The organism is Thermococcus sp. JdF3, assembly GCF_012027495.1.
Lineage (GTDB): Archaea > Methanobacteriota_B > Thermococci > Thermococcales > Thermococcaceae > Thermococcus.
In genome coordinates, this window is the sequence record NZ_SNUK01000002.1 from 16,926 (window position 1) to 43,205 (window position 26,280).

General features: G+C 55.5%; 23 protein-coding genes. 12 read left to right on the forward strand and 11 right to left on the reverse strand.

What is annotated here, in order from left to right; genetic code table 11:
* Positions 1-81 precede the first annotated feature (81 nt).
* Positions 82-2,361, forward strand: a complete 2,280-nt coding sequence (locus E3E42_RS02625) for an alpha-amylase family glycosyl hydrolase (RefSeq protein ID WP_370519578.1) — start codon at positions 82-84, stop codon at positions 2,359-2,361.
* A gap of 86 nt (positions 2,362-2,447) precedes the next feature.
* Positions 2,448-4,160: a glycine--tRNA ligase gene (gene glyS, locus E3E42_RS02630; RefSeq protein ID WP_167902598.1), complete on the forward strand. Its 1,713-nt coding sequence runs from the start codon at positions 2,448-2,450 to the stop codon at positions 4,158-4,160.
* 148 nt (positions 4,161-4,308) lie between these two features.
* Here glyS and E3E42_RS02635 read toward each other — a convergent pair whose 3' ends face one another.
* Positions 4,309-4,611 (reverse strand): nucleotidyltransferase family protein, encoded by a 303-nt coding sequence (locus E3E42_RS02635; RefSeq protein ID WP_167902599.1) that lies wholly within the window; start codon positions 4,609-4,611, stop codon positions 4,309-4,311.
* A gap of 59 nt (positions 4,612-4,670) precedes the next feature.
* On the opposite strand from E3E42_RS02635, the gene E3E42_RS02640 reads away from it, so the two are divergent.
* Genes E3E42_RS02640 through E3E42_RS02655 form a run of 4 tightly spaced genes read left to right on the forward strand, consistent with a single transcriptional unit; the run spans position 4,671 to position 6,150 of the window.
* Positions 4,671-5,177, forward strand: coding sequence for a DUF402 domain-containing protein (locus tag E3E42_RS02640; RefSeq protein WP_167902600.1), 507 nt, complete (start codon positions 4,671-4,673; stop codon positions 5,175-5,177).
* A gap of 2 nt (positions 5,178-5,179) precedes the next feature.
* Positions 5,180-5,467: a DUF167 domain-containing protein gene (locus tag E3E42_RS02645; protein WP_167902601.1), complete on the forward strand. Its 288-nt coding sequence runs from the start codon at positions 5,180-5,182 to the stop codon at positions 5,465-5,467.
* Between the two features lie 57 nt (positions 5,468-5,524).
* A complete protein-coding gene (locus E3E42_RS02650) occupies positions 5,525-5,755 on the forward strand; it encodes an AbrB/MazE/SpoVT family DNA-binding domain-containing protein (protein ID WP_167902602.1) in 231 nt (76 codons plus the stop codon).
* On the forward strand, positions 5,740-6,150 hold the full coding sequence (locus E3E42_RS02655) for a PIN domain-containing protein (RefSeq protein WP_167902603.1): 411 nt from the start codon (positions 5,740-5,742) through the stop codon (positions 6,148-6,150). Before E3E42_RS02650 ends, E3E42_RS02655 begins: the two co-directional genes overlap by 16 nt.
* On the opposite strand, the gene E3E42_RS02660 is transcribed toward E3E42_RS02655, so the two are convergent.
* Entirely contained in the window at positions 6,151-7,155 is a 1,005-nt protein-coding gene (locus tag E3E42_RS02660; protein WP_167902604.1) for a phosphorylating glyceraldehyde-3-phosphate dehydrogenase, read from the reverse strand.
* A 156-nt stretch (positions 7,156-7,311) separates the two neighbouring features.
* Here E3E42_RS02660 and E3E42_RS02665 point away from each other — a divergent pair, with 156 nt between their 5' ends.
* The 4 genes from E3E42_RS02665 to E3E42_RS02680 are packed head-to-tail and all read left to right on the forward strand — an operon-like array spanning position 7,312 to position 9,573.
* Positions 7,312-8,070, forward strand: a complete 759-nt coding sequence (locus E3E42_RS02665) for a molybdopterin-binding protein (RefSeq protein ID WP_167903075.1) — start codon at positions 7,312-7,314, stop codon at positions 8,068-8,070.
* Between the two features lie 47 nt (positions 8,071-8,117).
* Complete coding sequence (locus E3E42_RS02670) at positions 8,118-8,306, forward strand: hypothetical protein (protein WP_167902605.1); 189 nt, start codon at positions 8,118-8,120, stop codon at positions 8,304-8,306.
* Positions 8,303-8,740 carry a type II toxin-antitoxin system VapC family toxin gene (locus E3E42_RS02675; RefSeq protein ID WP_167902606.1) on the forward strand — a complete coding sequence of 146 codons (438 nt, stop codon included), beginning with the start codon at positions 8,303-8,305 and terminating at the stop codon, positions 8,738-8,740. The genes E3E42_RS02670 and E3E42_RS02675 overlap by 4 nt, the downstream gene beginning before the upstream one ends.
* Before the next feature lie 5 nt (positions 8,741-8,745).
* The gene (locus E3E42_RS02680) at positions 8,746-9,573 is read left to right on the forward strand and encodes a translation initiation factor IF-2B subunit alpha (RefSeq protein WP_167903077.1); all 828 of its coding nucleotides are present in this window, start codon (positions 8,746-8,748) and stop codon (positions 9,571-9,573) included.
* A gap of 38 nt (positions 9,574-9,611) precedes the next feature.
* Here the strand turns inward: E3E42_RS02680 and E3E42_RS02685 are convergent, their stop codons facing one another.
* On the reverse strand, positions 9,612-11,990 hold the full coding sequence (locus E3E42_RS02685; RefSeq protein WP_370519580.1) for a Gldg family protein: 2,379 nt from the start codon (positions 11,988-11,990) through the stop codon (positions 9,612-9,614).
* 470 nt (positions 11,991-12,460) lie between these two features.
* Here E3E42_RS02685 and E3E42_RS02690 point away from each other — a divergent pair, with 470 nt between their 5' ends.
* The gene (locus E3E42_RS02690; RefSeq protein ID WP_167903080.1) at positions 12,461-12,976 is read left to right on the forward strand and encodes a cob(I)yrinic acid a,c-diamide adenosyltransferase; all 516 of its coding nucleotides are present in this window, start codon (positions 12,461-12,463) and stop codon (positions 12,974-12,976) included.
* Here E3E42_RS02690 and E3E42_RS02695 read toward each other — a convergent pair.
* The 8 genes from E3E42_RS02695 to E3E42_RS02730 all read right to left on the reverse strand — a co-directional run bounded on the left by E3E42_RS02695 (position 12,969) and on the right by E3E42_RS02730 (position 22,048).
* Positions 12,969-14,213, reverse strand: a complete 1,245-nt coding sequence (locus E3E42_RS02695; protein WP_167902607.1) for an MFS transporter — start codon at positions 14,211-14,213, stop codon at positions 12,969-12,971. The two genes, E3E42_RS02690 and E3E42_RS02695, sit on opposite strands and share 8 nt — an antisense overlap.
* The gene (locus E3E42_RS02700) at positions 14,210-15,457 is read right to left on the reverse strand and encodes an MFS transporter (RefSeq protein WP_167902608.1); all 1,248 of its coding nucleotides are present in this window, start codon (positions 15,455-15,457) and stop codon (positions 14,210-14,212) included. Before E3E42_RS02700 ends, E3E42_RS02695 begins: the two co-directional genes overlap by 4 nt.
* Before the next feature lie 63 nt (positions 15,458-15,520).
* Complete coding sequence (locus tag E3E42_RS02705) at positions 15,521-16,174, reverse strand: DUF4097 family beta strand repeat-containing protein (protein ID WP_167902609.1); 654 nt, start codon at positions 16,172-16,174, stop codon at positions 15,521-15,523.
* Positions 16,171-16,308: a hypothetical protein gene (locus tag E3E42_RS02710; protein WP_167902610.1), complete on the reverse strand. Its 138-nt coding sequence runs from the start codon at positions 16,306-16,308 to the stop codon at positions 16,171-16,173. Before E3E42_RS02710 ends, E3E42_RS02705 begins: the two co-directional genes overlap by 4 nt.
* Positions 16,309-16,313: 5 nt before the next feature.
* On the reverse strand, positions 16,314-17,615 hold the full coding sequence (locus E3E42_RS02715; protein WP_167902611.1) for a hypothetical protein: 1,302 nt from the start codon (positions 17,613-17,615) through the stop codon (positions 16,314-16,316).
* Positions 17,612-18,025 carry a helix-turn-helix transcriptional regulator gene (locus E3E42_RS02720; RefSeq protein WP_167902613.1) on the reverse strand — a complete coding sequence of 138 codons (414 nt, stop codon included), beginning with the start codon at positions 18,023-18,025 and terminating at the stop codon, positions 17,612-17,614. The genes E3E42_RS02715 and E3E42_RS02720 overlap by 4 nt, the downstream gene beginning before the upstream one ends.
* 158 nt (positions 18,026-18,183) lie before the next feature.
* Positions 18,184-21,414 carry an L-type lectin-domain containing protein gene (locus E3E42_RS02725; protein ID WP_167902614.1) on the reverse strand — a complete coding sequence of 1,077 codons (3,231 nt, stop codon included), beginning with the start codon at positions 21,412-21,414 and terminating at the stop codon, positions 18,184-18,186.
* A gap of 157 nt (positions 21,415-21,571) precedes the next feature.
* The gene (locus E3E42_RS02730) at positions 21,572-22,048 is read right to left on the reverse strand and encodes a PadR family transcriptional regulator (RefSeq protein WP_167903082.1); all 477 of its coding nucleotides are present in this window, start codon (positions 22,046-22,048) and stop codon (positions 21,572-21,574) included.
* A 117-nt stretch (positions 22,049-22,165) separates the two neighbouring features.
* Here E3E42_RS02730 and E3E42_RS02735 point away from each other — a divergent pair, with 117 nt between their 5' ends.
* Positions 22,166-26,233 carry an MMPL family transporter gene (locus E3E42_RS02735; protein ID WP_167902615.1) on the forward strand — a complete coding sequence of 1,356 codons (4,068 nt, stop codon included), beginning with the start codon at positions 22,166-22,168 and terminating at the stop codon, positions 26,231-26,233.
* Positions 26,234-26,280 lie beyond the last annotated feature (47 nt).

Genomic DNA, 26,280 nt, shown 5'->3' on the forward strand with positions numbered 1-26,280 from the left:
GGTTTCTTCCCGGCCGGACTGAAGTTCCTCCCACGGTGCATTCCCAGAAAGACATATAACCATGTATCACTCACGGTGATTATGGTGAAGTCAATGAAGGTCAAGGGTCTCGCGGTAATAGTTCTCCTCCTCGCCGCCCTGGCCGGTGGCTGTGTTTCTCCGGGTTCATCGACGGGAACCGGGACTGAAATGCCCTCTCCAACCGACACGTCAGCGCAGTACCCTTCCGGGGGGATCCGGCTGGAGCTGCCGCGGGGGAACTACACTCCCCTCTATCTCGGCCCCGGCGAGGCCTGCCCTCCCGGCAGGGTCCCGGCCGCCTTCCGCTACGTTCCGGGCAATGAGTCGGTCAGCTCGGTCAGCCTGCGCGGGAGCTTTAACGGCTGGGCCGAGTGGCCGATGGAGCTGAACAACGGCACCTGGAGGATAGAAACCTGCCTCGCCCCCGGCAGGTATCAGTACAAGTACTTCATCAACGGTCAGTGGGTCAAGGACATGTCGGACGACGGCACCGGGCGGCCCTACGACCCGGACGCCGACGGCTACGTCGACGACGGCTACGGTGGAAAGAACGCGGTCAGAATCGTTGAGGGAAGCTCTAGCTTTTACGTGGAGTTCGATCCCAGCGACCCGGCCCACATCAGCATTGCCGACAACAGGACAGTGATAAGGGTCGAGGTAAAGCGGGATACGGTAGACTCCGCCATTTTGGTGACGGATCGGGGAAACTACACCATGAAGCTCCAGCTCTGGTGGGACTCCGGTGAGGCCTGGCGCGCCGAAGTGCCATCCGTCGGGCCCGTTGAGTATTACATCGTCATAGACTCCGCGGACGGAGGGCGGTTTGTGGTTCTAAACACGAGCGAGAGCCCGTTCTTCCGCTTCGACGGCGTGGACAGGTTCCCCCAGCTGGAGTGGGTGAGCAACGGCGTAGCCTACCAGATATTCCCGGACAGATTCAACAACGGAAACAAAAGCAACGACCCGCTAGCGCTCAAGAACGACGAGCTACTCCTGAATGAAATGATCGACGAAGAGCCCATACTATCAAACTGGAGCGACCCCATAACGCCCCTCCACTGCTGCCACCAGTACTTCGGAGGGGATATAAGGGGCATAACCGGGAAGCTCGACTACCTCCAGAGCCTGGGCGTCACAATAATCTACCTCAACCCGATTTTCCTCGCGGGGAGTGCCCACGGCTACGACGTCTACGACTACTACCGCCTTGACCCGCAGTTCGGAACCGAAGAAGACCTCAGGGAGTTCCTGGACGAAGCCCACAGAAGGGGGATCCGGGTCATTTTCGACTTCGTGCCCAACCACTGCGGCATCGGTCACCGGGCGTTTCTGGACGTCGCTTCGAGGGGCAACCAGAGTCCCTACTGGGACTGGTTCTTTGTCAGGCAGTGGCCCTTCAAGCTGGGCGACGGAAACGCCTACGAGGGCTGGTGGGGCATCGGGAGCCTTCCGAAGCTCAACACGGCCAACCCGGAAGTTAGGGAGCACCTTATCGGGGCGGCCCTGTACTGGCTCGACTTTGGGTTCGATGGAATAAGGGTGGACGTCCCCAACGAAATCCTCGACCCCGGGACCTTCTTCGGGGAGCTCAGGAAGCGGGTTAAGGAGAGGCACCCAGATGCCTACCTCGTCGGAGAGATATGGACGCTCTCACCCGAGTGGGTTCGGGGAGATCGCTTTGACTCGCTCATGAACTACGCCCTCGGCAGGGACATACTCCTGAACTATGCGAAAGGTCTGCTGAGTGGAGAGGCGGCGATGAGGATGATGGGCAGGTACTACGCGTCCTATGGAGAGAACGTCGCGGCCATGGGCTTCAACCTCGTCAGCTCGCACGACACTTCCAGGGTTCTCACGGACCTTGGTGGGGGTAGGCTAGGTGAGGAACCGACAAATGAGTCAATCCAGAGGCTCAAACTCCTCTCAACGCTTCTCTATGTACTCCCGGGAACGCCGGTGACCTTCCAGGGCGACGAGAGGGGACTGCTCGGGGACAAGAACCACTACGACGAGCAGCGCTATCCTATCCAGTGGGACACCGTGAACGAGGACGTTCTGAACCACTACAAAGCCCTGGCAGAGCTCAGGAAGGATGTTCCAGCGCTGAGGAGCAGTGTCATAAGGTTCTACACTGCCAAAGGTGGGGTAATGGCCTTCTTCAGGGGGCACGACGACGAGGTTCTGGTCGTGGCAAACAGCTGGAAGAAGCCCGCCGAGCTGGAGCTCCCCGACGGGGAGTGGAGGGTGATATGGCCTGAGAGCCGGTCGGGAACGGTTCTCTCAGGAGCCGTGGAGGTTCCTTCAGTGGGGGTTCTCGTGCTGGAAAGGATCGGCCCCTGAGGCTTTCTTTTCTTTCGCCACTCTGACGATTCCCGCCCCAAAAGCTTTTTATGAAATGGCCTTACTCCAGTTTCAGGTGGTGAGTAATGGGAGAGAAGCCCGACAGATACGAGATTCTTCAGGATTTGATGAGGAGAAGGGGCTTTGCATGGGGCAGCTTTGAAATCTACGGCGGCTCACGCGGATTCTATGACTACGGTCCGCTCGGTGCGACGATAAAGAGGAAGATCGAGCGGAAGATACGTGAGGCCTTCCAGAGGGAGGGCTTCTTCGAGCTGGAAACTCCAGACATCACACCGGAGAGGGTCTTCATCGCGAGCGGTCACGTTGAAAAGTTCGTTGACCCCCTGGTTGAGTGCAGGAAGTGCGGGGCCCGCTTCAGGGCGGACCACATAGTGGAGGAAGCCCTCGGCATAGACACCGAGGGTATGAGCGCCGAACACCTCACCGAACTCATCCGCGAGCACGGGATAAAGTGCCCCGAGTGCGGCGGTGAGCTCGGCGAGGTCTGGTACTTCAACCTTATGTTCGAGACCAGGATCGGCCCCTACGGCGACCAGAAGGGCTACCTGAGGCCTGAAACTGCCCAGGGTATCTTCGTGAACTTCAGGCGCCTCAACGCTTTCGCCAGGAACAGGCTTCCCTTCGGCGTTTTCCAGATTGGCAAGGCCTACCGCAACGAGATTTCACCGAGGCAGGGCATGCTCCGTCTGAGGGAGTTCACCCAGGCGGAGGCGGAGATATTCTTCAACCCGAAGGAAACCGAGCACCCGCACTTCGACGAGGTCAAGGACGAGGTTCTGTGCCTCTACCCGATAGAAAACCAGCTCAAGAACCTTGGAATGGTTGAGCTCACGGCGGAGGAGGCGGTAAAGAAGGGCTACATCATGAACACATTCTTCGCCTACTACATGGTCATGGTCAAGCGCGTCCTCCTCGATATCGGCATCCCCGAGGATAAGATACGCTTCCGCCAGCAGCTGCCCGAGGAGAGGGCGCACTATTCGCGCGACACCTGGGACGCCGAGATACACAGCGAGCGCTTCGGCTGGATCGAGTGCGTCGGCATAGCCAACCGCGGCGACTACGACCTGAGCAAGCACCTGAAGATGAGCGGCGCGGACATGACCGTCCTCATCCACTACGATGAGCCCAGGATAGTCAAGCACCTCAAAGTGAGCCTCAACATGAAGCGCGTCGGGCCTAAGCTGAAGAAGGACGCCAAGAGGATAAACGGGCTCATCCAGGGCTGGGACGAGGAGAAGCTCAGGAACCTGGTGGAGGTGCTGGAGAGGGACGGCAAAATCACCATCGAGGGCTACGAGCTGGAGAAGGACGACTTCATAATCAGGGAGATTGAGGAGAAGATAACGGGCGAGAAGATAGTGCCCCACGTCCTCGAGCCGAGTTTCGGAATAGACAGGCCCTTCTACCTGCTCCTTGAGAACAGCCTCGTCATAGAGGAGGACAGGACCTATCTCAAGCTCAAGAAGGACATGGCACCGATTGAGGTCGCAGTTCTGCCCCTCGTCGCCAAGGAGCCCCTCAAAAGCATAGCCTACGAGGTCTTCAGAACCCTCCAGAAGGCCGGCTTCATAGCGGTCTACGACGAGAAGGACACCGTCGGCAGGCGCTACATGCGCTACGACGAGATTGGAACGCCCTACTGCGTGACGATAGACAACCAGACGCCCGAGGACAACACGGTGACGATAAGGGACCGCGACACCAGGGAGCAGACGAGGGTAAGCATCGAGGAACTGCCGACCAAGCTGAGGGAGCTGATTTTTGGAGAGTGAGCTCAGCACAGTTCCTCCACAATCTTTTCAACACTTTTCTTAAGGTCTGGAAGCTGGAGACGGACTATCGTTCAAACGATATTCAAATCGACACCGAAGTAGTGATGAATGACGACGTATGTCGTTCAAAAACAGGCAGGGGTCCCGCTTAGACATAAACGAGGTCCCCCTTTATGTGCTCCCAGAAGCGTTCTCTATTCATAACTGCATTCTTGGTAACGAGATCCACCTTAACCCCGAGAAGGGACTCCAAGTAGTCTTTCAGATCCACTATCTCCCACCCGATTGGCCTCTCAAACTCCACGAGTATATCAACGTCGCTGAGTTCGGTCTGCTCTCCCCTGGTGTAGGAGCCGAAGATGGCAATCGAACTGACCCCAAAGCGCTTCCTAAGTTCTTCCTTGTGGGTCCGGAGGGTGTTCTCGATGTCTGGGAGGGTAACCCGCGCCATCATACGTTTGTGCGACACGAAAGTATAAAAAGGTTCAGCAGGAGTTATCTCCGGTTGAAATGGGCCGGAGAATCCACCTCCTCTACCGCCGCCTTCCAAACCGCCTGCTGGAGAGGGAGGATGAGATAGTAGCTGACTTGGGCAACATTATCGTTGCTAAGGCAAAGTTCGAGGGAATGCTGGCCCCTCTTAAGGTGAACGGCGTTGAGGTAATACGGAACGGCTACACTATGCTCTACTTCGCTTTCATCGGGGAGAACTACGACGTTCTGAAGGTCTACGACGAAAACGGTGAGTTCAAGGGCCTCTACGTCGATGTCCTGGCCTACACGAAGCGCGAAGGAAACACGATAGAGATGCTCGACCTATTCCTCGACGTCTTCGTCTTCCCGGATGGAAAAGCGTTTCTTCTTGACGAGGATGAGCTTGAGATGGCCCTCAACTACGGCGTAATTGACAGGGATACCTTCGACCTTGCCTATTCCATCGCGAGGGAGATACTCGAAAGGCTTAAACGCGGCGAGTTTCCGCCGAAAATAGTCTGGGAGTACGGTCTGGAGGGCTGAAGATGGGTGCGGAATTCGTGAAGGAGGCCAGGGACGGAACGGTTCTGCTCGTTTACGTCCAGCCGAAGGCGAAGAGGAACGAGATCGAGGGCGTGGATGAGTGGCGCGGAAGGCTGAAGGTGAAGATAAAGGCCCCGCCGGTGGAGGGGAAGGCAAACAAGGAACTCGTCAAGTTCCTCTCGAAGGTTCTCGGGACGGAAGTGAAGATAATCCGCGGAGAGGCGAGCAGGGAGAAGGATTTGCTCGTCGGGCTGAGTGCGGAGGAGGTACGGAAGAGGCTGGGAATTTGAGATTCGCGCAACCTTAATATAGGAGGCGAGTGAACCTACTATTGAGGCGACCTTACTATGAGCGTCACGAAAGTAACCCGGAACTACCAGATAACGATTCCCGCCGAGATCAGGAAGGCCCTCGGCATAAAAGAGGGGGAACTTCTCGAAGTCTGGATCGATGGGGACAGGATAGTCATCCAGAGGCTCAGAAGGAAAAGGAAGCGCCTTAAACTCGGCAGAAACGTGACGCCGGAGGAGATAGAGGAGTCCATCGAGGGGGGCATGCGGGAATGCATGGAGTCATAGACACGAACGTTCTCATCTACGACACCTTCGAGGACACGGAGTTCCACAAAAGGGCCGAGGAGGTGCTTGAATCCCTCGACAGGTGGTACGTTCCGGCGATAGTCACCCAGGAGTACGTGTGGTTCTTTAAGAACAACGGCTTTTCGGCGGGGGAGGCGCTCGAAGCCCTGAGGGGGTACGCGGAAGACCCGAGGTTTAAGGGCCTGAGTGAAGACCCGGGAATAATCGAAGGTGCCCTGAACTTCGTCGTGGCCGAAGGGCTCTCGCTCTCACGTTTCAACGATGCGGTGATTCTCCTTCACGCCCTGGAGAGGGGAACCCTCGTTACCTTTGACGCCAAACTGAGAAAGCTGGCGAAAAGAAAGGGAGTAAATGTTCTCCCCGATGAGCTCTAGTCACTTCAAAATCCCCAGGCTCTCGTTCGTCTTCTTTATGCTCTCCCACTTGCCGGCCAGCTCGAACATGGCCCTTATGGCGTCTATGTTCTCAGGAACCACGTCACTCTCCTGGTGGACAGCCTGAATGTAGAAGAGCCTGTTCCCGCGGACGCTTATGCTCTCCTTCCAGACGGCAATCTCGTAGAGGTTGTTCCACTCGCGGTGAAGGTCGCGGGCGAACTCTATGAGCTGGGCCGTGCTGTCGAAGCCCCTCTCCTTCTCAAAGAGCAGAACGCGCGTGGTGTTCTCGAAGATATCAACGACGTCCTTGGCCTCGACCGGCTTCTTCAGCTCGACCATGATGCTGTGAACGTGCATGAGCGTAGTTGGAACGACAAAGGCTGAGGTCTCGATGTTTATCGGAATAACTGTCTGGACGTCCGGGCCATGGTGGGACGGGACGGTAACGCTTGGGGTTATGGCATTCACCGGGCCGCGCTTGGCGTCGTTCGGGTCAGCCGCGCGGCGAATCATGACCGCGTAGACGTAGTCGATGTACTCCTGAATGGCCGAGAGGGTTCTGGTAAGACCTGTGGTGTTGCACGACACGACGCGGACGTAGTCCTTGCCTAGGGCCTTCTCGTAGTTGGCCTGGGCCACGAAGGAGACCTCGGCAGTGGTGGCCTTCTCACCGCCCTGGAAAATCGCCTTAACGCCGGCCTTCTCGTAGAGGGCCTTGTTCTTCGCCCCCATTCCTCCAGGGGTGGCGTCAACGATGACGTCAACCTCATTGAGGAGGTCTCTGAGAGTTCCGGCAACATCAAAGCCCGCCTTCTCGAACCTCGGAAGGAACTCCTCGCTGGCAGCGTAAACCGGGATTCCGAGCTCCGCCGCGCGGTAGGCCTCGAAGTCTGGCTTCGTCTTGGTGACACCGATGAGCCTCATATCGTCCTGTTTCGTTACGGCGTAGGCAACGCGCTTTCCAATTGTTCCGTATCCATTGACTCCAACCTTCACCTTCATGCTACCACCGGAGAATTTTACCGCGATAAAATACTTAAACGTTGTTTTCACTCGTGGTGAAAACTGCTATTGAGGGCACTGGATTTTTACATTTTTGTGCAAAGGACTTCCGCTGGGGTTATAAGCCGTTCCCCTGAAAATCCATCGGTGATTGTGATGTTCGCCGAGGTGCTGACGGTAGGCGACGAACTGCTCACGGGAAACACCGTGGACAGCAACTCCGCGTTCATAGCGAAGAGGCTCACCGAGCGGGGCTACTGGGTGAGGCGGAAGACAACTGTCGGAGATGACGTTGAGGAGATAAAGGCCGTTGTGAGGGAAATCCTCGCGAGGAAGCCAGAGGTTCTCATTGTCTCTGGAGGGCTGGGACCGACCCACGACGATGTAACTATGCTCGCCGTTGCCGAGGCCCTGGGAAAGGACTTCGTCCCCTGTGAGGAGTGCCTTGAGAGAATCAAGGCCTTTTACAGGGAGCTGCATGAGAAGGGCCTCATAGACGACCCGGAGCTGAACGAGGCCCGCAAAAAGATGGCCTACCTGCCGGAGGGTGCCGAACCTCTGGAGAACACCCAGGGTGCCGCCCCCGGAGCTTACATCGAGCATGACGGCGTTAAGATCTTCGTCCTTCCCGGAATGCCGCGGGAGATGAAGGTGATGCTTGAGAGGGAAGTCCTCCCCCGGCTCGGTGAGAGGAAATTCATCCAGAGAAAGCTCCTCGCGGAGATAACCGACGAGAGCAAGCTGGCGCCGATTCTCGTCGAGGCCCTCACAAGGTTCCGCGTGAGGATACACTCATCGCCGAAGGGCTTCGGGAAGTACATCGGGATAATAATCTTCGGCGAGAGCGAGGAGGAGATAGAGAAGGCCAGAGCTTTTATGGAGGGGCGGGGGGTTCGCTTCGAGGAGGGCTGGTAGCGAAACGCTGATAAGGGATTTATAGAAGATAATGAACGTGGTGGGAAATGCCGGTGGAGATAGATGTGCCCGAGGACATAGAGCCTCTTGTAGTGGAGATACTCAAGGCTGTTCGGGAGGGAAGAAGGAAGAAGGCCCTAAAAGACCTTGAAAACCTTATTCAGACAGTTAATAAAAACGCTCCCGAAGAAATCCCCGACACCCTTGAAGTTCTTGAGGAGCTGAGAGAAAGATGATAGTGGCAGATGCATCTTTTATAGTCGATGCTCTCATCGTCCCACGGAGAAGAAAAAAAGACGAGGTGTATTTAAGGCAGTTGAAACGTCACCAGCGCTCTAAGGAGTTGCTGTCATTCTTTTTGGAAGAAGGTTTTCAGCTTTACATACCCTTCCTGGGCCTTGTTGAGGTTTCTGCTCTTCTTGTTAGAAAACTCGGAAAAAAAGCCAACGTTGATGCCGTTTTGGGATTTTTAAACGAGTATTTTTTCATAATTCCTGAAAAGGATCTTGAGGAGTTTCTACTGAACCTGGCAATGGAAATAGGCTCAAGGGCCGCGGATACCTACTACATTTCCCTTGCAAAGATGAAAGGTGCCGTCCTCGTGACTGCTGACAGGAAAATGGCTGAGGTTTCAAAAGACGTTGGTGTTAAAGTGATTCTACTGGAGTGATGCCTATGCTTCCGCCGGAGGTCCGTTCGCCCCTTGAAGAGATGCGAGCCGAGAGGATAAGGGGCGCAAGCTGGCTGGCCAGAAGGGGCGCCGAGGCGTACCTTGTCCTCTCCGAACTCCTCGAGGGGAAGGAACTTGAGAATGCCCTGGTGGAAATGAGGAGGGAAATTCCTGCTGTGAACAGGACGATGGCTTCCCTGTACAATCTGGCCAGGTTCATTCCGATAACCGGAGACCCCGACGTGGTGAGGACGAAGGCCGAGGAGTTCATCAGGCTCGGGGAGGAAGCGAAGCGCGAGATAGGCAACATCGGAAGCGAGCTGATAGACGAAAATGAAGTTGTAATCACACACTCCTTCTCATCCGCTGTTCTTGAAATTTTCAAGGCCGCTAAGAAGAAGGGCAAACGCTTTAGGGTCATCCTAACCGAGAGCGCGCCCGACTACGAGGGAATAGCCCTCGCGAGGGAGCTTGATTCTATAGGGGTCCCATTCGAGGTAATAACTGACGCACAGCTCGGTCTTTTCGCAAAAAAGGCCACCCTCGCTCTGGTCGGTGCCGACAGCGTGACGCGCGACGGGGCGGCGGTGAACAAGGCCGGAACCTATCTCCTCGCCCTCGCCTGCCACGACAACAGTGTTCCCTTCTACGTCGCCGCCGAGAGCTTCAAGCTCCATCCGGAGCTGAGCTCCGGTGATGTTGAAATCGTCGAGAGGCCCTACGTGAGGCAGGGCTACAGGGTAAGAAACATGCTGTTCGACGTTACCCCCTGGCGGTACGTTAGGGGCATCATAACGGAGTTTGGGATTCTGGTGCCCCCGAAGGAAATCTGAAGGTCGACGCGAAAAATCAGAAAGGGAAGAAAAGAGGCTCACTCCTGGTGAACCAGCCAGAGAAGGGCTCCCTTTATGAAGGGCCAGCTGCTCTTGATGTACTTGAAGTCGTAGCTGTCGCTGAGGGCCTTGCTTGAGCCGTAGGCAACTATTCTGCCGGTGCCGAGATCAACGGCGGCCGCGATAACCGGATTGGTGCCCTTTATCCTGACGACCTTTCCGTCGGCATCGATAGAGTAGCTGGTGTCGTAGCCCTTGATGAGCCAGACGGCGTTTCCGCTTATCGTTAGGGTGTCGCCGTTGTAGTACATCGTCCAGTCGTCTGGCACGAATTTCATGACCGGGTGTGCCTTGTTGTATATTCCAACGAACGGATAGTAAGGCCTGCCGCTGTTCTGGTCGTCGTCCATGAGCTCGTCCGGGTTGAAGGTTATTCCATAGTCACCGACTATCTCGTTGAAGTTCTCGACGTTGGCGTACTTGTACCATTCGCCCGCTATGAAGAGGCCCCCTCCGTTCTCGACGTACTTCTTAAGGCTCTCGATTTCAGCGGGGGTGAAGTCGTCCTTCGGGTCGGTGAGTATCACAACGTCGTACTCCTCGAGTAGGTCGTATGTGAGCGGGAGCTGGTTTATCTCCACCTCCCAGCCGAGCTCGCTCTGTATCTTGTCCACGAGGTAGCTGACACCGGCTTCGTTAATGTAGTACTGCCCATGGGAGGCATCGATAAGCACCTTGGGGATCGTTATGGTAATGTTCATGGCGGGTGTCTGCTGGCTGGCGTTCTGGGTTGTGTTGGTTGGAACTCCCGCGGTCTCATTGCCAGGGATTGCCCCGGTTTCAGTTTCATTTTCCGGTTCTTGCATCTGCTGGGCGGCCTTTATTTCCTCCAAGGCCCTCTGAAGGTGGGGCAGGAGGAACTGGATTTCCTCCTTGACATCCTCGCCAAGGAACAGCGCCTTACGCAGGTGTATCATGGCGGGGAGGTAGAACCCGGTCTTATCAGCGCGGTTCTTGAACTGCTCGTAGAGCGAGTACTCTTCCATAACCTCAGACATGCTGTCGTTTACCCAGTTAATCTTGTCCGCGACGTCGCTGTCGAAGGATACCCCGTAGCTGACGAGCTCTGAGACCGTGTTGGTGAAGTTCTCGTAGAGATTCTCAAGGTCTGAGAGCCTGGAATCGTACTGGCGGTTATAATACACCGTCAGGCCGTAGGAGACCGTGTTGGGGTTGGGGACAACTTTGTAATCGTATATTCTCTCATCAGTAATGCCCCAGTCCGCAGTAAGTATCTGTATATCAATCCTGAGTTCGCCAAGATCCCTTGGAGTATACACGAATGACTCCTCAATGCTACCCCCACTCTCAATCCATCTGGTGATGTTTTTAATCTCCATCCCGTTGGCGTAGACAACAAATGTCACGTTGTCGCCCCTTTCTCCGTTGTTTGTAACGGTCACCTCAAAGTTCATTGAGATTCCCCTGACTGCACGGTCTGGTTTGACGACGTCAGATATATGTATGGACGGAATGTAGAGCTCGTAATCGGTCGGGTAGACCTCAATAACGTCGTACTTGTATCCTATGCCCTCGACGTACTTCAATATGTTGCCCGCAGTGACGTCCATTATGCCATAGTAGTCGTAGAGGGTGAGGCTTCCGGTGTCGTCGGCTATGGTGATGCTCTTCCCATCAACCTCGGTAATCCTGACCCACTCCAGCCTGACGCGCATGCTCTGGTAGGCGTCGCTCATGTTGGTAACCTCAATCACAACGGGCTCTGGAAGCCCGGAGGTTCCAACCACCCTGTAGGTCGGGTTCTTTATCTCGTAGAGCCCCATATAAGCCGCAGTGGTTCCGTTAACCTGGACGACGTCACCGACCTGCACAGAGGGAGTACCTCCAGTGTAAACGTAAATTCCGCTGTTGGGTTCGGTGCCGTTCTGGATGAAGAAGCCGGTACTGCGGGTGCCTATGACTATTCCGCTGGTGACAACATATTTGTCCTCTTCCCAGTTCTCCCTTATCTCCCGAATGGACTGGTAGAGATCTATCTCAATACCAATATCATCGGCATCTCTGGGCTCTATCTTAAAGTCCCCATAGGAGTAGTAAACAACTCCGATTATGTACGCAATGTTCTGGTCAGCTTCGGGAGTATATCTGTACATTAAGTCGTCGATTCTCACAGGACCGCTTCCATCATCGACTTCCCACTCACCATAGCCGAGATCCGGATTAGTGACCACGACGTTTTCAACCTTGGCGAGGACGCTCTCCCACTGCTCCTGGGAAGCCTCCCCGGTCCGGAGAACTACGGGCTCCGGAACATCGGCCGTTCCCAGGGACTCAATATCATCCAGATACGCATTTATTTCAGTCAATCCATTGAATTCTTTCACAGTACCGGTCACTTGAACGTAATCTCCCCTCTGAACTGGGGGAGAACTTCCAGTATACACGTATATTCCACTCCAAGGTCCAGTGCCATTCTGAATGAAGAATCCCTTCGATGTCACGGCAGTAACAACACCCCTTGTCACAACTTCCATCCCATCGTAGGCAGATGCATCCCCATTCGGGGTGTTGCTTTGAATTTCCTGAATTGGGACATAAATAGCCGCCTGTACAGGTTTTATTGTCCATGCTGGCACTAGGCTTAACACTAACAGGGCCATTAAAACAATGCTCCACCGTTTCATGTGAATCACCCAGAGAAAAACGGCATTGATGTATAAATAAGTTTTCCCTTCAGTTACTACGGTTTTTTATCACCAAAAGTGTCTCCTGGCGTTTTCGTTCAACGGGCCTACCTTCGGGGCTGGAAGGGGATCAGTCCACAAACTCTAAAAACGTTGAGCGTGAGTTAAGGTTGGTGGTTAAAATGTCCATCACAACCAAAACAGGGGATAAGGGTCTAACTGGTCTCTTCACGGGCGACCGTGTTGCAAAGTACTCGCCGATAATGGAGGCGAACGGGAACATAGACGAACTCGACAGCTTTCTGGGGGAAGCCAAGCACCACGTGCCGGAAGAGATGGCGGAGATACTTGAAAGGATCCAGGTTCAGCTCTACGACCTGATGGCCGAGCTGGCCAGCAAGGGAAAGTACGCGAAGGTCGGAGATGAGGAAGTCAAGTGGCTTGAGGAGCTTATTCATAAGTATGAAGACGAGGTTCAACTGAGAGCTTTCGTTCTTCCGGGCTCGACCCCGGCGAGTGCGAAGCTTGACGTGTGCCGGGCGGTGGCCAGAAGGACAGAGAGGGCCGTCGCGAGGCTCGTCCTTGAATACGGCTTCGGCCACAATGCCCTCATCTATCTAAACAGGCTCAGCGACCTGCTCTTCGTAATGGCCAGGACGATAGAGAAGAGGGAGGGAAAGCTGAAGGAGGTTAAGTAAGTCTCCCGTTTTCCTCGAACTTTTCCTCCCTGAGCAGAACCTCCCTGTATCTGGCCCAGAAATAGGCGACGACAACCGCCATGCCCGCCCAGATGGCCATGGTAACCTCCCAGGCCGGGAATCTGTCGAGGAGCGGCCCGACGGCGAGCAGACCGAGCGGGCTTGAGAGGTGCATCAGGACGGCCATTGCCGACATAACCCTGCCCCTGAGCTCGCTCGGTATCGCGCGCTGTATCTTCGAATTGATGGGCACGTCTATGAAGGCCTCTATACTGCCCCATAGGATGTTTATCCCCGCGAGGAAAAAGAACGCCTCGTTTCGCCCCAGGCCGGAGAGGGGACTTATCGCCCACGTGAAGGCGAGTATCATCACCCCGTCCAGGAGGAGGGTGTGGAAAAGGTACCTCCCAGCCTTTTTTCCGAATTTAATCGCTATCAGGCCGTTTCCAAGGAGGGCACCTCCCATGAAGGCGCTCTCAAGCAGTCCAAACTGGTAGCTCGAGAACTTCAGCACTTCTCTGTAGGAGTACGGCATGATTACGGCCCCAAAGGGCTGACCGAGGGCTATCATAAAGAGGGCGAAGAACATAAGGGTCGAGAGGTATCTGTTGGAGCGGAGAAAGCCAATGCCCTCTTTTAAGTCCTCAATAACCTGGGAGAAGCCTTCCAGCTCCCTCGTACGCCACTCGTACCTTATCAGTATCTCAAACAGTCCCGAGCCGAAGAAGCTGGCCGCGTTGATGAGGATGGCCAGTTTGATACCTCCGACGGCGTAAATAAACCCTCCGAGGGCAGGGCCGACGAGACGGGCCAGTATGGTGAACGACGAGACCGTGGAGTTGGCCTTCTCAAGCTCGTCAGGTTGAACAAGGTCTGGGAACATCGCGCCAGTCCCGGCTGAGAAGAAGGCACCCATGACCGCCATGACGACCTGAACCGCCAGAAGCTGGTAGATGCCCAGGAGGTCGAACGCGATGACGCCGAAGAGAAGGGCTCCCCTCGCAAGATCAAAGCCGACCATAAGCCACTTTCGGTTGTAGCGGTCGCCCACCACCCCCGCAAAGGGCATGATTATGAGAACGGGTATCATCTCGGCGAGTATGAAAGCGGTCATCATCGAACCGCTGTGGGTCTGGTCAAGGACGTAAAGGGGCAGTGCAACGTCCTGCACCGCCCAGCCGAGCTGGCTTATGAAGCGGCCGAGGGCGAAGAGCCAGAAGTTCCTGTTGAGGCTCACGGCACCACCTCCACTTCTTCTGAGCCGATGTTTATAACGGTTTCCCTAAAGCGGAGGTAATAATACACTGTTATAAGGACGCTCGGCACGGTGAGGGCAAGGATTATCACGGTGGTTCCTGTGGCATCGAGGAGGGGCCCAACCAGCGCCATTCCCAGCGGTGTCGTCGCCATCATCACCGTCTCGAACGCCGTGAAAAATCGCGAACGAACCTCATCGGGAACCGCCTTCTGGAGCTTCGTGAAGAGGGGAATGTTGACCAGGGTGTTGAAGAGTCCTGTCAGGGCAATTGTCCCCAGCAGGGCCGGATAAGCCAGCCCTCCAAGGATGGAGCGCGTTACAAAGGCCAGGCCCGTTAAACAGATGAGCTGGGCAAAGAGCGCTTTGAAGAGGAAGTCCTCGGACCGTTCACCGAGCTTCAGAGCAATGAGCATGTTCCCGGCCAGAGCCCCGAGGGTTGCGGCGGTTTCGACGCTGCCAAAGCGGACTGCCGAGAGGCCGAGCTCAATCCTGGCGAGGTAGGGAAGAACCACCGCGAACACCGGGTTGAGGAGGGTGTTTAGGAGAACCCCGAAGCTCACGAGCACCATGAGGTCCTTTGAAGCCCTGATAAAGCGGAAGCCGTCGAGCATGTCATCCCAGACCTCGCGGATGCTTGAGAGCTCCCGCGTTTCCCTGCGGTACTCGATCAGGATTTCAAACAGGCCGGAGCCAAAGAAACTGGCCGCGTTGATGAGGATAGCCAGCTTGATGCCTCCGAAGGCGTAGATTAACCCTCCAAGGATCGGGCCAACTATCCTCAATATCTGGCCGCCGCTCTGGAGTATCGAGTTGGCCCTGGCAAGCTGATCCCTCTCCACAAGGTCGGGAAACATTCCGACTATGCCGGCCGAGAAGAACGCCCCCATAACGCTCATCGCCATCTGAACTGCCAGGAGCTGGTAGATTCCGAGCAGGTTGAAGGCGATAACCGCAAAGAGAAGCACTCCCCTAGCTATGTCAAGGCCGTACATGAGCTTCTTTCTGTCGTAGCGGTCGCCTATCACTCCGGCTATGGGGTTCACCAGCAGCCGCGGAATCAGCTCCGCCATTATGAAGAGGCTCATCATCGCCCCGCTGCCGGTCTGGTCGAGGACGTAGAGAGGAACCGCCACGTCCTGGATCACCCAGCCCGCCTGTGATATCCACCTGCCCACGGTGTAGAGCCAGAAGTTCCGGCCCATCCTTCGGAAATTCGCGAACATACCCACTAACCCCCATGTTCCTCCAACTTAATTACCGAATTAAATAATTGAAGAATTAAAGAATCAAATCAGCTCGACCCTCACGTCGCCGTTCACAGTGCTGGCCTTGACCTCGAACTCGCCCGTCCCGACGACCGGGTCATCGGGATCTATGCCGACCAATTTGACGTCTCCATTAACTCTCTTGCTCACTATCCTGGCATCGCAGAACTCGGTCAGGCGAAGCACGATGTCTCCGTTGACGCAGCTTACCTCGACGTCCCCCTCAAGCTCCTCGATGGTAAGCTCGATTTCCCCGTTCACGGTGGAGGCCTTCAGAGGGCCGGCAACCGTTAGACCGGCCCTTATCTCCCCGTTAACCGTGCTAAGCTTCTCGGCCTCGCAGTCCTCCAGCGTTATCTCGCCGTTCACCGTTGTTACCTCCCCAAAGCGCACGCCCCTGGCCTTAAGCTCGCCGTTCACGGTCTTCGCGTTTATCAGGACCCTCCGCGGAACCTTCACCCCTATCTCCGCCCAACCGCTCTCCCCGAGCAGGTTCAGGAATTTCTTCTTCGGCTCCTCCCTGATGATGAGCCTGCTTCCCTTCTGCTCGACGGTGACCTCCACCTCGCCGTGGACGGTGTAGTTCACCTCGGCGTAGTCGTTTTCCCAGCCCTCAATCTCGATCCGGCCGTTTGTGGCCTTTATCTCGACTTCCCGGACGTTTTCAAATATCATATCAAGCCCTCCAGCGGATGAAGTTCAAAATCGAAAAGGGGCCTCTCGTGCCACGTCTTCTTTTCGCAGCCTTCCTGTCCTTCACCAGGGATCGTGATGGCGCTGGAGGCCTTTGGGATTACTGCAGTCTCCATCTCGCTCACCCCAGGTAGGCAGTCAGTTCGTCGAGGAGCTCCTTCACGCGCCTGTTGAGCAGGGTTCTGTCTATGCCGAGTCCCTCTATCAGCTCCGCGCTCTGCTCCTCGACTATCTCCTTGGCCTTCTCCATCACCAGCCTGTAGGCCTCTGAGTTCTCAACGGTGTACGTCTTCCCGCCGGCCCTTATGCGGACCTTTCCTTCCTTGGCAGAGATGACGACGTCCTCGATGCGTATCTTTGCCCTCCCCCTGCCTACGGTGACCGAAACGTCACCCGAGCGCAGGGACACGGTTTCGCCCAGGCTAAGGCTCTCGCTTCCGCTCCGGTAAGTGACCCTCTCCCCGTCCACCTCGATGGAGTACTCGTCGGTCTGAATCCTGAGCCTGTCACCAACTTTTGTGAGCTGGAAGCCGTTGCGGAGCTCCTTGATGGTCAGCATATCGCCGGGAGGCATCTCAGGGTTGCCCTCGCGGAACCTCATCGGGCCTATCCTGACCTCTTCGCCGCCCGGCGTCTCCACCACTTCGATGAAGGGCAGCTTAACGTACTCGAAGTTCTCACCCTCGTAGACCTTGATGAAGCCCAGGTCAACCACGCTGTCCCTCTTGCCCTTCCGGTAGAGCCGGTCGGGGTTTATCATCTCGTTTACCCTCGAAACGAAACCCGAATCAGCGGCTGTTTTTCGCCCGGCTATCTTCTCCTCGGTCCACACGATGACCGGGCTGAGGAGCCTCTTCGTTACCCTACCGAGCGGCGTATCGGCCTCGACCGTGACCTCGCCGTCTACGACCCAACCGACCTTCTTCCTCCCGAACTTCACAGGATAGGCCTTGCCGGTTCCCCTGAGCTTCACCTCGCCGAAATCGGCGCCTTCGAACTCGTAGGCCTTGCCTTCAACTTTGATGTCGAGCCTCTTCTCATCGAACTTCGCCAGCAGAATTCCCGCTATGACAAGGACGACGGCATATGCGAATGCCGTTCCCGCGTAGTCGTGGAGCGTCTCTGACATTCCCAACCACTGTCCAAAGAACAGAAAGACGCTCGTCCAGAAGAAGCCTTTCGCGAGGGCAAAGACTATTCCGCTCACCGTCACCCCGAACCACTTGCCAACCGCGAGCAGCTCGAAGGCGAACAGGAGCACCACGATGGCGTAGACCAGCCGGTCGTTGTAGGCCTCAAGCCTCAGCGGTCCCTTGAACAGCCATGCGATGAGCAGTATCGCCGTGAGGGCTTTGAGGTACTCCGCTATCCTGAACCTCGGGCCTTCGTGCGGAACGGCCCGATACTTCCAGCTAAAACTCATTCTTCCACCTCCTCAAGGGCAGTTATTATCTCAAGCAAGCGCAAAAAGAGACGTCCGTCGGGCGATATTTCGTATCCATCTCCCTTTCTCACCATCCGGGTTTTCACCAGGAGCTTCAGGTGGTGGGAAACGGTGGGGCTTTCCACCCCAAGGGCATCCTTTATCTCCTTGAATCCCATGGGCCCCTCGGAGAGCATCTTCAGAATCCTTATCCTGTCCGGGTTGGCGAGGGCCTTGAGGGTTTTGGCTGCCCTCTCCTCGTCTATCTCGGGCAGGCTTCCGCCTTCGAGCTTTCTCCTGAGGCGGGCCTTTATCGAGAGCATGACCTCATCAACGGGGTCAATGCTTTCCTCCAGCACCTCCAGGCGCTTCTTCAGCTCTTCGAGCTGAACCTTCAGGTCGTTCTCCATGGTACCACCAGGTACAGACTTTTGTAGTACACTTTTCTGTACTTAACTAGCGCGCTGGGTATATAAAAGTTTATCGGTCTCCGGGAGGACATCGGATAAATTCAAAAACAGACTGGCAGGTTTGGGTAAAGAAACAAACAATATCAAAAAATTTAAAATCAGAGCCTTCTCCGGATAAGAAGGCCCGAAGCCAGGGCAAAAATAACGAACACCGCCGGACCGCAGATGCCTCCTGAATCAGATGAACCGGCAGACTTCTGTTCCTTCTGCTTTATCTGGAGCTTGATTTCAAGGCCGAAGATGTTCGCTGAGATCTTACCCTCTTTGAGCAGCCCTGTTTTTGTATCGTACTTGAGCTCTCCAATGCCAAAGTCGATGCTGTGGACTGTGCCGTCCTCAGGCAGTTTAGACGGGTCTGCGTATATCTCGCTTTCTCCGGGGTCAATGTCCCACTGGATAGTCACGGGATCAAATATGTCATCTCCGAAGATCTGCTTGAATTCATCGACGTCCCCTTCGATGTCGGTGTACTCAACGGTGAATCCCTCTTCGGTTATGTTTTTGACCACTATCCTGTACTCAATCTTCCCCGAGATCTTTTCAGACCCTGTTGATGCCTCGAACTCAACTTCATACTTTGCCCAGTCACCAGCCGCCAATGGGTGTTTCTGTTCAGTCACGGTGCTGGAAGAGACTGTATCTGACTCCGAAGAGACGGTTGACGTCTCCGATGCAGTATTATGGGAGCCGTTCTCGTTGTCATTATCGGATTGGTTCTCCTCGGTGATGCCGGTATCATCATTATCTGACCTTTCCATCTGTTCCTTAGCACGGGAAATCCTCCTGGAAAGTTCATTGAGGAGCTCAATCTGCTTTTGGTATGCGGTTATATAATCGCCCTTTGATGTTAGAGTTTCTATTTCCTTCTGCATTGATGCGATGTCCCCAACGGCAACGCTGTATCTGAGGGCATCCTGCATAAGGTCCGATATCCGGGTGGAGATTTCCTGTATCTTGGATGATGCAAGTTCATTGGCCTGTTCATACGCGGTATTGAGGTACTCCATTGCAGCGGTAAGGTTTCCATCCAGCATTGCACTGGATGCGGCCTCAAAGTTCACATCTATCGAGATTGACGTCAGGTTAAGGCTCCTGGCCAGAGACACCTTTCCGTAGAGCTCGGAAACGCGAGAGGCTACTCTGAGGCCGGCTTCATTCTGAATGTTCATCAGCTTCTGGAATACCCGCATCGCGGCTTCCGGCTGGAGGTCGTCCCCGCCGTTGATTTCCTCTTTTATGTCATCCAGCTCCTCCTGAAGGTCTGCGACATCCGCCCCGAGCTTGGACGCCTCCTGGAGGGCGATCTCTATGGATTCAATCGTTGAGACCACGTATTCACCGCCAACCCCCTGAACCTTGACGTAGTGAAGGTTACTAGCAAGCCCCGTGCCCGCGGTGAAACCGAAATATGCCCGGGAACTACCAAGAACCGACGGCAAATCAACAACCCTGGAGTACTGATACTGGTTGTCGATTACGAGTTTCAGCGTGGACGTCTTCGGGTCCCAGGAAAACATCAGGGTGTGCTCCTTTTCGTCGGCAAAGCACGCATCTGAAGCGATGGTAGTCCACCGGCCATTTTCATAGTAATCAACCTTCCGCTGCCACTCCCATAGCCTGAAGCCAGCCGCTGGGGAAACACCGCCGATACCAACGTCTCCTCCCCTTCCACCAAGCGCATCCGATGACCTGCTCTGGAAGCCCACCCATATGCCGTCACCACCGCCGCAGGTCCCAGCGTAGAATTTGGCCGTCATCACAAATGGTGTGGCGAGATCCACTGGGGTGTCAAACCAGGCGGCACCAGCTTTGTCCCATTCGTTGGGGGTCAGGACAATGGCGTTCAGCGACGGGTCGAAGTATGCACTGCCAACCAGTATCCATCCGTTTTGGGACGAGGTTGTACCTTCGGCTGTTCCAAGCTGAGGAGCCCCGTTCCACGCAATTACCGCACCTGTCTCAGGATAGACGAGGTAGGTTTTATGCTTCATGTCCCCGGTCACATTAACAGCAGCCTTCCCGAAGATGAATGTGAAGCCGTCCCTGTCCCCGATTGTGACCAGAAATGCCCCTCCCTTCAGGGGCACGATTCTTAGGTTTCCGGGATCCCCTTCGTACCGGTATCCACTGTCTTCCTTCACCACGCGGTAATTGAGGAACGCGTTAGGATGGCCCTTCCAGTACATCTTTACGAGTCCAAGCTCCCAGGGGTATCCTGCAAGCGGTGTCTTGAAGGACTTTCCAACGGAGTTTTTGGTTATGGTAGTCGTGTAATCGCCCGCTTTCAGTATCCCGCCCGCGGTGATGTCGTACTTAACGGGGGTTATCTCCAGAGACGTTGGGTCGAGGTACCTGACGTTGAGAACGATTTTATATGAGCCGTCCATCCACACACCGAGGAGGTACTTCCTGGAGTCCAGGTCTATGCTCAGAACGTCCATGCCGTTCTGGAGCGTGTAGGTCTTTCCAAGGATGGTGATGTTCAGGGATTCGATCGGGGAGAGCGGCACGTTGCTTCTGGCGAAGTACATGAGCTTTCCAAGGTCGTTGCGAATCAGCTGATTGTACGCTGTTTCCACCACATCATCCGGCAGGTTAAGGGGGAACCTGTCGGCAAGGTCGGGATTGACCTCCCTCACGGCACCCACAAGAACCGCTGTTCTGTATGGAGCACCATACACATCCGGGATGGTGCTCAGGTTCCTGTCGGGTAGGCCCCAGGAGGCGTCGTGAATCCTGCGAACTACACTCTGGAGCACGTTGGGCTGAACAACCTCCTGGAGCCATTCGACCATATCCATCTTTCCAAGCCTGTCGTATGTTGAGGCTATCTCATCAAGACGGGTCTCGGCCACATGGGTCAGATTGACACCGTCGTACTCGGGCAGAAGGGTCGTCAGTATCTCTATGGTGACGAGTTCACTGAAAAGGTCCACTGAGAAGTCGGAATCGTAAGTTTCAATGTTCATGTGCCAGATTGGACTCCTCCCGTCCCCGGGAAAATCGTACGCTGCGGTATCGAGGTAACTCCGAACAAGGCCGTATGCAATCATGTAATAGCCCTTTCCCCCGGGCACCCCAGCGTAGCTCTCCGAAAAGAGATCCGCGCCAATCTCGATCCTGTCCTTGGAGACTGACAGTTCTGTCCCCGGAACTATCCTAAGCTCCGGATTCCATCCGTAGTCTTGGCCAAAGTAGCCCTTCACAGTGGCCTCTACTGTGTTGAAGTATCCCTGAAACGTGGAAGTTCCTGCCGCGGCTTCATTGGGAACTATCCCCAGGAACAGCGTGGCGATCAATACCAGACACAAAATGCTCTTCCTGCTCATGGGCCGATATCCCCCCATTATCAGTTTTATCCAGCGGAGGTTCCAGCAAAGTAAGTCACCACCAGAATGCTTAAAAGTTTTTGTAATATCGGAGCTCTAAAAATGAAGAAAACTTCATTGGGACATTGGATTTAAGAGTCAGAAAAGAGTATTTCAGTTACATTGTTTTCTCTATAGTCTTTATTTCCTCGTCCAGTATGTCGCGTATCTTCTTGAGGAGTCCCAGGTACTCAATCACGGTCTCTCTGTCCATGACCTTTCTCTCCCCCATCTCCTCGAGCTTCTTCTTCAGGGCTTCGTGATAGTTGATGGAGGTGTACAGAACCCGAAGGGCCAGTTCATTGGAAGTTTTCAGGTAATCGAGACCCTTTTCAGTTAGGCTGTATTTCACGCGCCTCACCCTGCCCCGGTACTCCTCGCGGGGCTCCAGAAGACCCTCGTCGACCATCTTGTTGAGTATCGTGTACAGATTGCTGTGGCTGGGCTTCCAGAGGCCGATGGCTAGCTTCTCAAGCTCCTTCAGTATTTCGTAGCCATGTGCCTCTCCCTTCAGGCCGACGATGACCAGGATTATGTCCTTCAGCGGGACCGTGAAGAGGCCCTTGATTATCTTCCGCTCAACGTCCGCCCCCATTGTCATCACCCATAGTCGAAGGTTGAACCACAATCCTTATAAACGCTTCTCTCAACGACATGTCGAACTTTGACATGTTTGAATTCATCATGTTGATGAGCGACAATGGTGGTGGATATGGCTTGGAACGAGTGGATAGTGAAGCACGCAAAGGCCATCGTGGCCCTCTGGATTATCGTGGTCATAGCGGCGATGCCGCTGGCTGCAAAGCTGAACGACCTCACCAACTACAGCATGGACCAGTTCCTGCCCAAGGACGTGGAGTCCGTCAAGGTTCAGGACACCCTGGCCAAGGAGTTCCCTGAGTTCGCGACCAGCGACAACCAGACGTACATGATAGTGAGCGGAGTGGACGTGAACGACCCCGCGACGCGGGATGCCTATGAGCGCTTCAAGGCCGAGGCAAGGCCCTACGGCTCGAATTTCACCTCCTACTACGATGCCGTTGACCTGCTCCACAACAGGTCCTATGAGATAGCCCTAAACCTCACCAGAACGACCGCCAACCTGACCGGAATCTTTTACAGCTCGGCCATCAACGCCAGCAGCACTTACGGAACCCTTCTCACCCAGATTGAAAACCTGAGCAGTCAGGCCAGGACACTCAACGAGACCGTTCCGGAGCTGGCAGGAGCTTATCTTTCGCTCGATGCCAACCTCACAGAGCTCTACAACAGGAGCATTGCCCTCCGGCAAGCGCTCAACCAGACGGATTTGGCCTACGTTGAACTCCACCGGAACCTCACCAAAGCGAGTGAACAGCTCAAAGCCCTCAACTCTACGATAGCTGATCTTAACGCTGGCCTCTACAACCTGAGCGATAGCTACGCGGGAACATACCTCGGAACGATAGGGGCCTACGACGCCCTCGTCCAGGCTGGGGCCTACGAGAGGGGCCTCGATGAGGCAACGGCACAGGCAATAGCTACTCAGCTCGGCGTTCCGGTTGAGTTCGTCTACGCGGTCTACAACGCCACCTACCCAGCCTACTCGACATATGGAGCAAGTGCGATAACCGATGGTTTCCTTGCCAACGTCACCAGGGAAATCCTCGTGAGCCAGATAAGCGACCCGATGCAGAGGAACCTCGCGGAGGCATACTCGGTTGCCTTCTACAGGGGAGTTGTGGCGTTTGACGAGCAAGCGGGCAGTGATTACGCCCTCATTCAGCTCGGCGAGAGCGCGGTTAGGCCCGTTGATGAGATAGCAGGCGAGGCCCTCAAAAACCTCCCGCTCGTCATCGAGGAAGCGGGTGGGAGCTACGAAGTTCCGGGCTTCGGTGAGGTTCCCGCCAGCACGCTGGCTCAAATTGTCAACGCCTCGATAGGCCTTGGAAAGAACCCGGGCGCTTCAGCTGTCGAGAGCGCGGCAATCGAGGTCGCGAAGGCCCTCATGACTGGAAGCCCTCTCCTCGAAATGCCCAACGCCGACGAGATACTGAGAACCCTCCTCGTTTACGGTCCGACGAAGGAGCTGGAGACTAACCTGCTCGCCGGTGCGCTTGAGGAGAAACTGCCCGGGGAGCAGAGGTCTCTGGCGGAACCGATAGCCAAAACGGTTGTAAGCTTTGACACCAACGCGACCGGAGTTCTGGCCAGGAATCCCGAGATGCTCAAAGAGGCAACGGTCTCGTTGCTGGCTGAGATTCTCAAGGGCATGGGTGTTGAACTCCCGGAGGAGACTATAAGCCAGGTTTACGACTCACAGGGGGACGTTGAACCGATTGCGAGGGGGCTTTTGATACAGAAGACCTCCGAGGAGGTTGGGAGCGAGGAGGTCGCTGAAACCATCGTTGACACCGTCCTCAAGAACCCTGAGGAACTCGCAGCTGGAGCCGGGGTAGAGGGAGCAGTCAAGGAGATAATCACGAGCCTGGCCGGAGACGTCCCGATAGACATTGGCAAAGCTGTGGAGGATGTTTACGCCGGTAAAAGCCCGGAAGAAATAGCCTACAGCCTGTTTGAGCAGGGGGTTGATGAGAAGCTCGCCAACGTCAGCGCGCCGGAGGACGTCAAGGAAACGCTGAGGGAGCTAATGCTGACCGTTGCCAGGGATTACCCGATGAGCGACTCCGAGGTAGAGACCCTCGTGAAGGAGAAAACGGTGAAGCTCGTCGAGAAGTTCGTGGGGGAGATTAACCTTGGAGTTCCGCTCCACATAAACGCGACCGAGCTTGTGAACATCGCATTCCAATTCAGAGATGAACCGGGGAGTATAACCAGAGAAGACGTCAAGCCCATAGAGGAGCAGATTTACCCGTCCATTTACAGCCTCGCAAAGAGCTACATCGGCATGCTCAAGAGCACGGACAACAGAACCATGCTGATTCTCTTCATTCCAAAGGGCCTCGAAGGAGTCAGCGACCTGGAGAAGCAGAGTAAGGCACAGTACGAGAGCTCGCTGAAGGTTAAGGAAATAGCTGTGAAGGAGTTCGGAGCGGTCTCGCCGAAAGTCGAGGCCTACGTAACCGGAACGCCCGTTCAGACCTACGAGGCCATTAAATACGGAAAGGAGGACAACGACAAGACTACGAAGTTCAGCATCGTTGGGGCGCTCCTCGTGCTCCTTATCCTGATGGGGGTGGCGCTGCTAGCGACGCTCCTGCCCTTCACCGGCGTCGCCACCGCAACGCTCACCGCGCTGGGAATACTCTACCTGCTCGCGAAGGGTGACTACCTCGACGTTGGAAGCTGGGCCCAGATGCTCACCGTCACGACGGCACTCGGCCTTGGAATAGACTACTCCACCTACTACCTGCACAGGTTCAGGGAGTATCTCGCTGAAGGCTACGACCACAACAAAGCCGCAAGCGAAGCCCTGAAGAGAGCAAAAGATGCCGTCCTCGCCAGTGCCTCAACGGACATCATAGCCTTCGCAAGCTTTATCCTGGCATGGGAGTTCCCGATATTCAAGACCATCGGCATGATAGCGCCCCTGGCGGTCATCGTAGTCCTCCTCGCCAGCCTGACCTTAATTCCGGCGATAACCGTCCTCATAGGCGACAAACCGGCATTCTGGTGGCCGAGACACATCGAACACCACCTCAGCAGGGTGGACCTCCATGAGAGGAGCAGAATCGCGGAGTGGGCCGTCAAGCACGCCAAGGTGGTTGTCCTCGTGGCTCTCCTCGTGGCGGTTCCGGCGGCCTACAACTTCGTCAACTTCAACGGAACCCACGACATAAAGCTCTTCATTCCCAAGGACAGCGAGACCTACAACTTCCTCCAGCTCAGCGAGAGCACGGTCGGTGCGGGCGTTACCTCCCCGACCTACGTGGTTATAGACCTCGGGCACCCGGTTGGCGACGGCGACCTCAAGACCATCAACGAGCTCGCGGGGAGGATTTCAAAGGTGGAAGGCGTTGAGTACGTCTACACCGTGACCCAGCCCTACGGAAGGCAGGTGAACGTCAGCGTGGACGAGCTGAAGAGCCTTGGCGGAAACCGCTACATCTCGGAAGACGGCACCAAGGTACTGATTCAGGTAACAGGGAAGTACGAGGCCACCGACGACCGCTCCAAGGACATGGTGAGGGAGATAAGGGATATAGTGAAAGAAGAGGAGAAGTCGGGAGCGATAAAGTCCGGAATGGTTGGCGGAAGCACTGCACTGGCGCTCGACCTCAGCGACCTCATCAACGACGTCTTCTGGCACAGGATATTCCCGGTGGCGCTCCTGCTGATGTTCCTGTCCCTCATACCGACCCTCAAGGGACTGCCCGCGGTCATAACCACCATAGGCACCATAGCCGTCGGAGTGCTCCTCAGCATAACGGTCTCCAGCTGGCTCTTTGAGAGGGTCTTCGGCCAGCAGGTCATGTGGTTCCTGCCCATGATGGTCTTCATAGTGCTCATGGGAGTCGGCATAGACTACAACAGCTTCTACCTGGTCAAAGCCAGGGACGAGTTCGAGCGCAGGAGCGCGAGGGACGCGCTGGTGGTCGCGGCAGGAACGATGGACACCCTCGTCGTCGGCCTCGCCGCTGTGCTGGCGGTAACCTACGGCTCGCTGATGACCGGGGCGACGTGGGGAATAAGGGAGATAGGCTTCGCACTGGCCGTTGGTGTCCTGCTGACCGCCACGGCGGCGGTCTACTTCATCGGCCCGGCCACGATGGCTCTCTTCGGTGAAAAGGCCTGGTGGCCCCTGCACAAGGCGGAGAGGAAAGAGAAGGATAAAAAGTAACTCTCCAACCCCTTTTCTTTTTGATTTTATCCAGTGGACGACGTTTG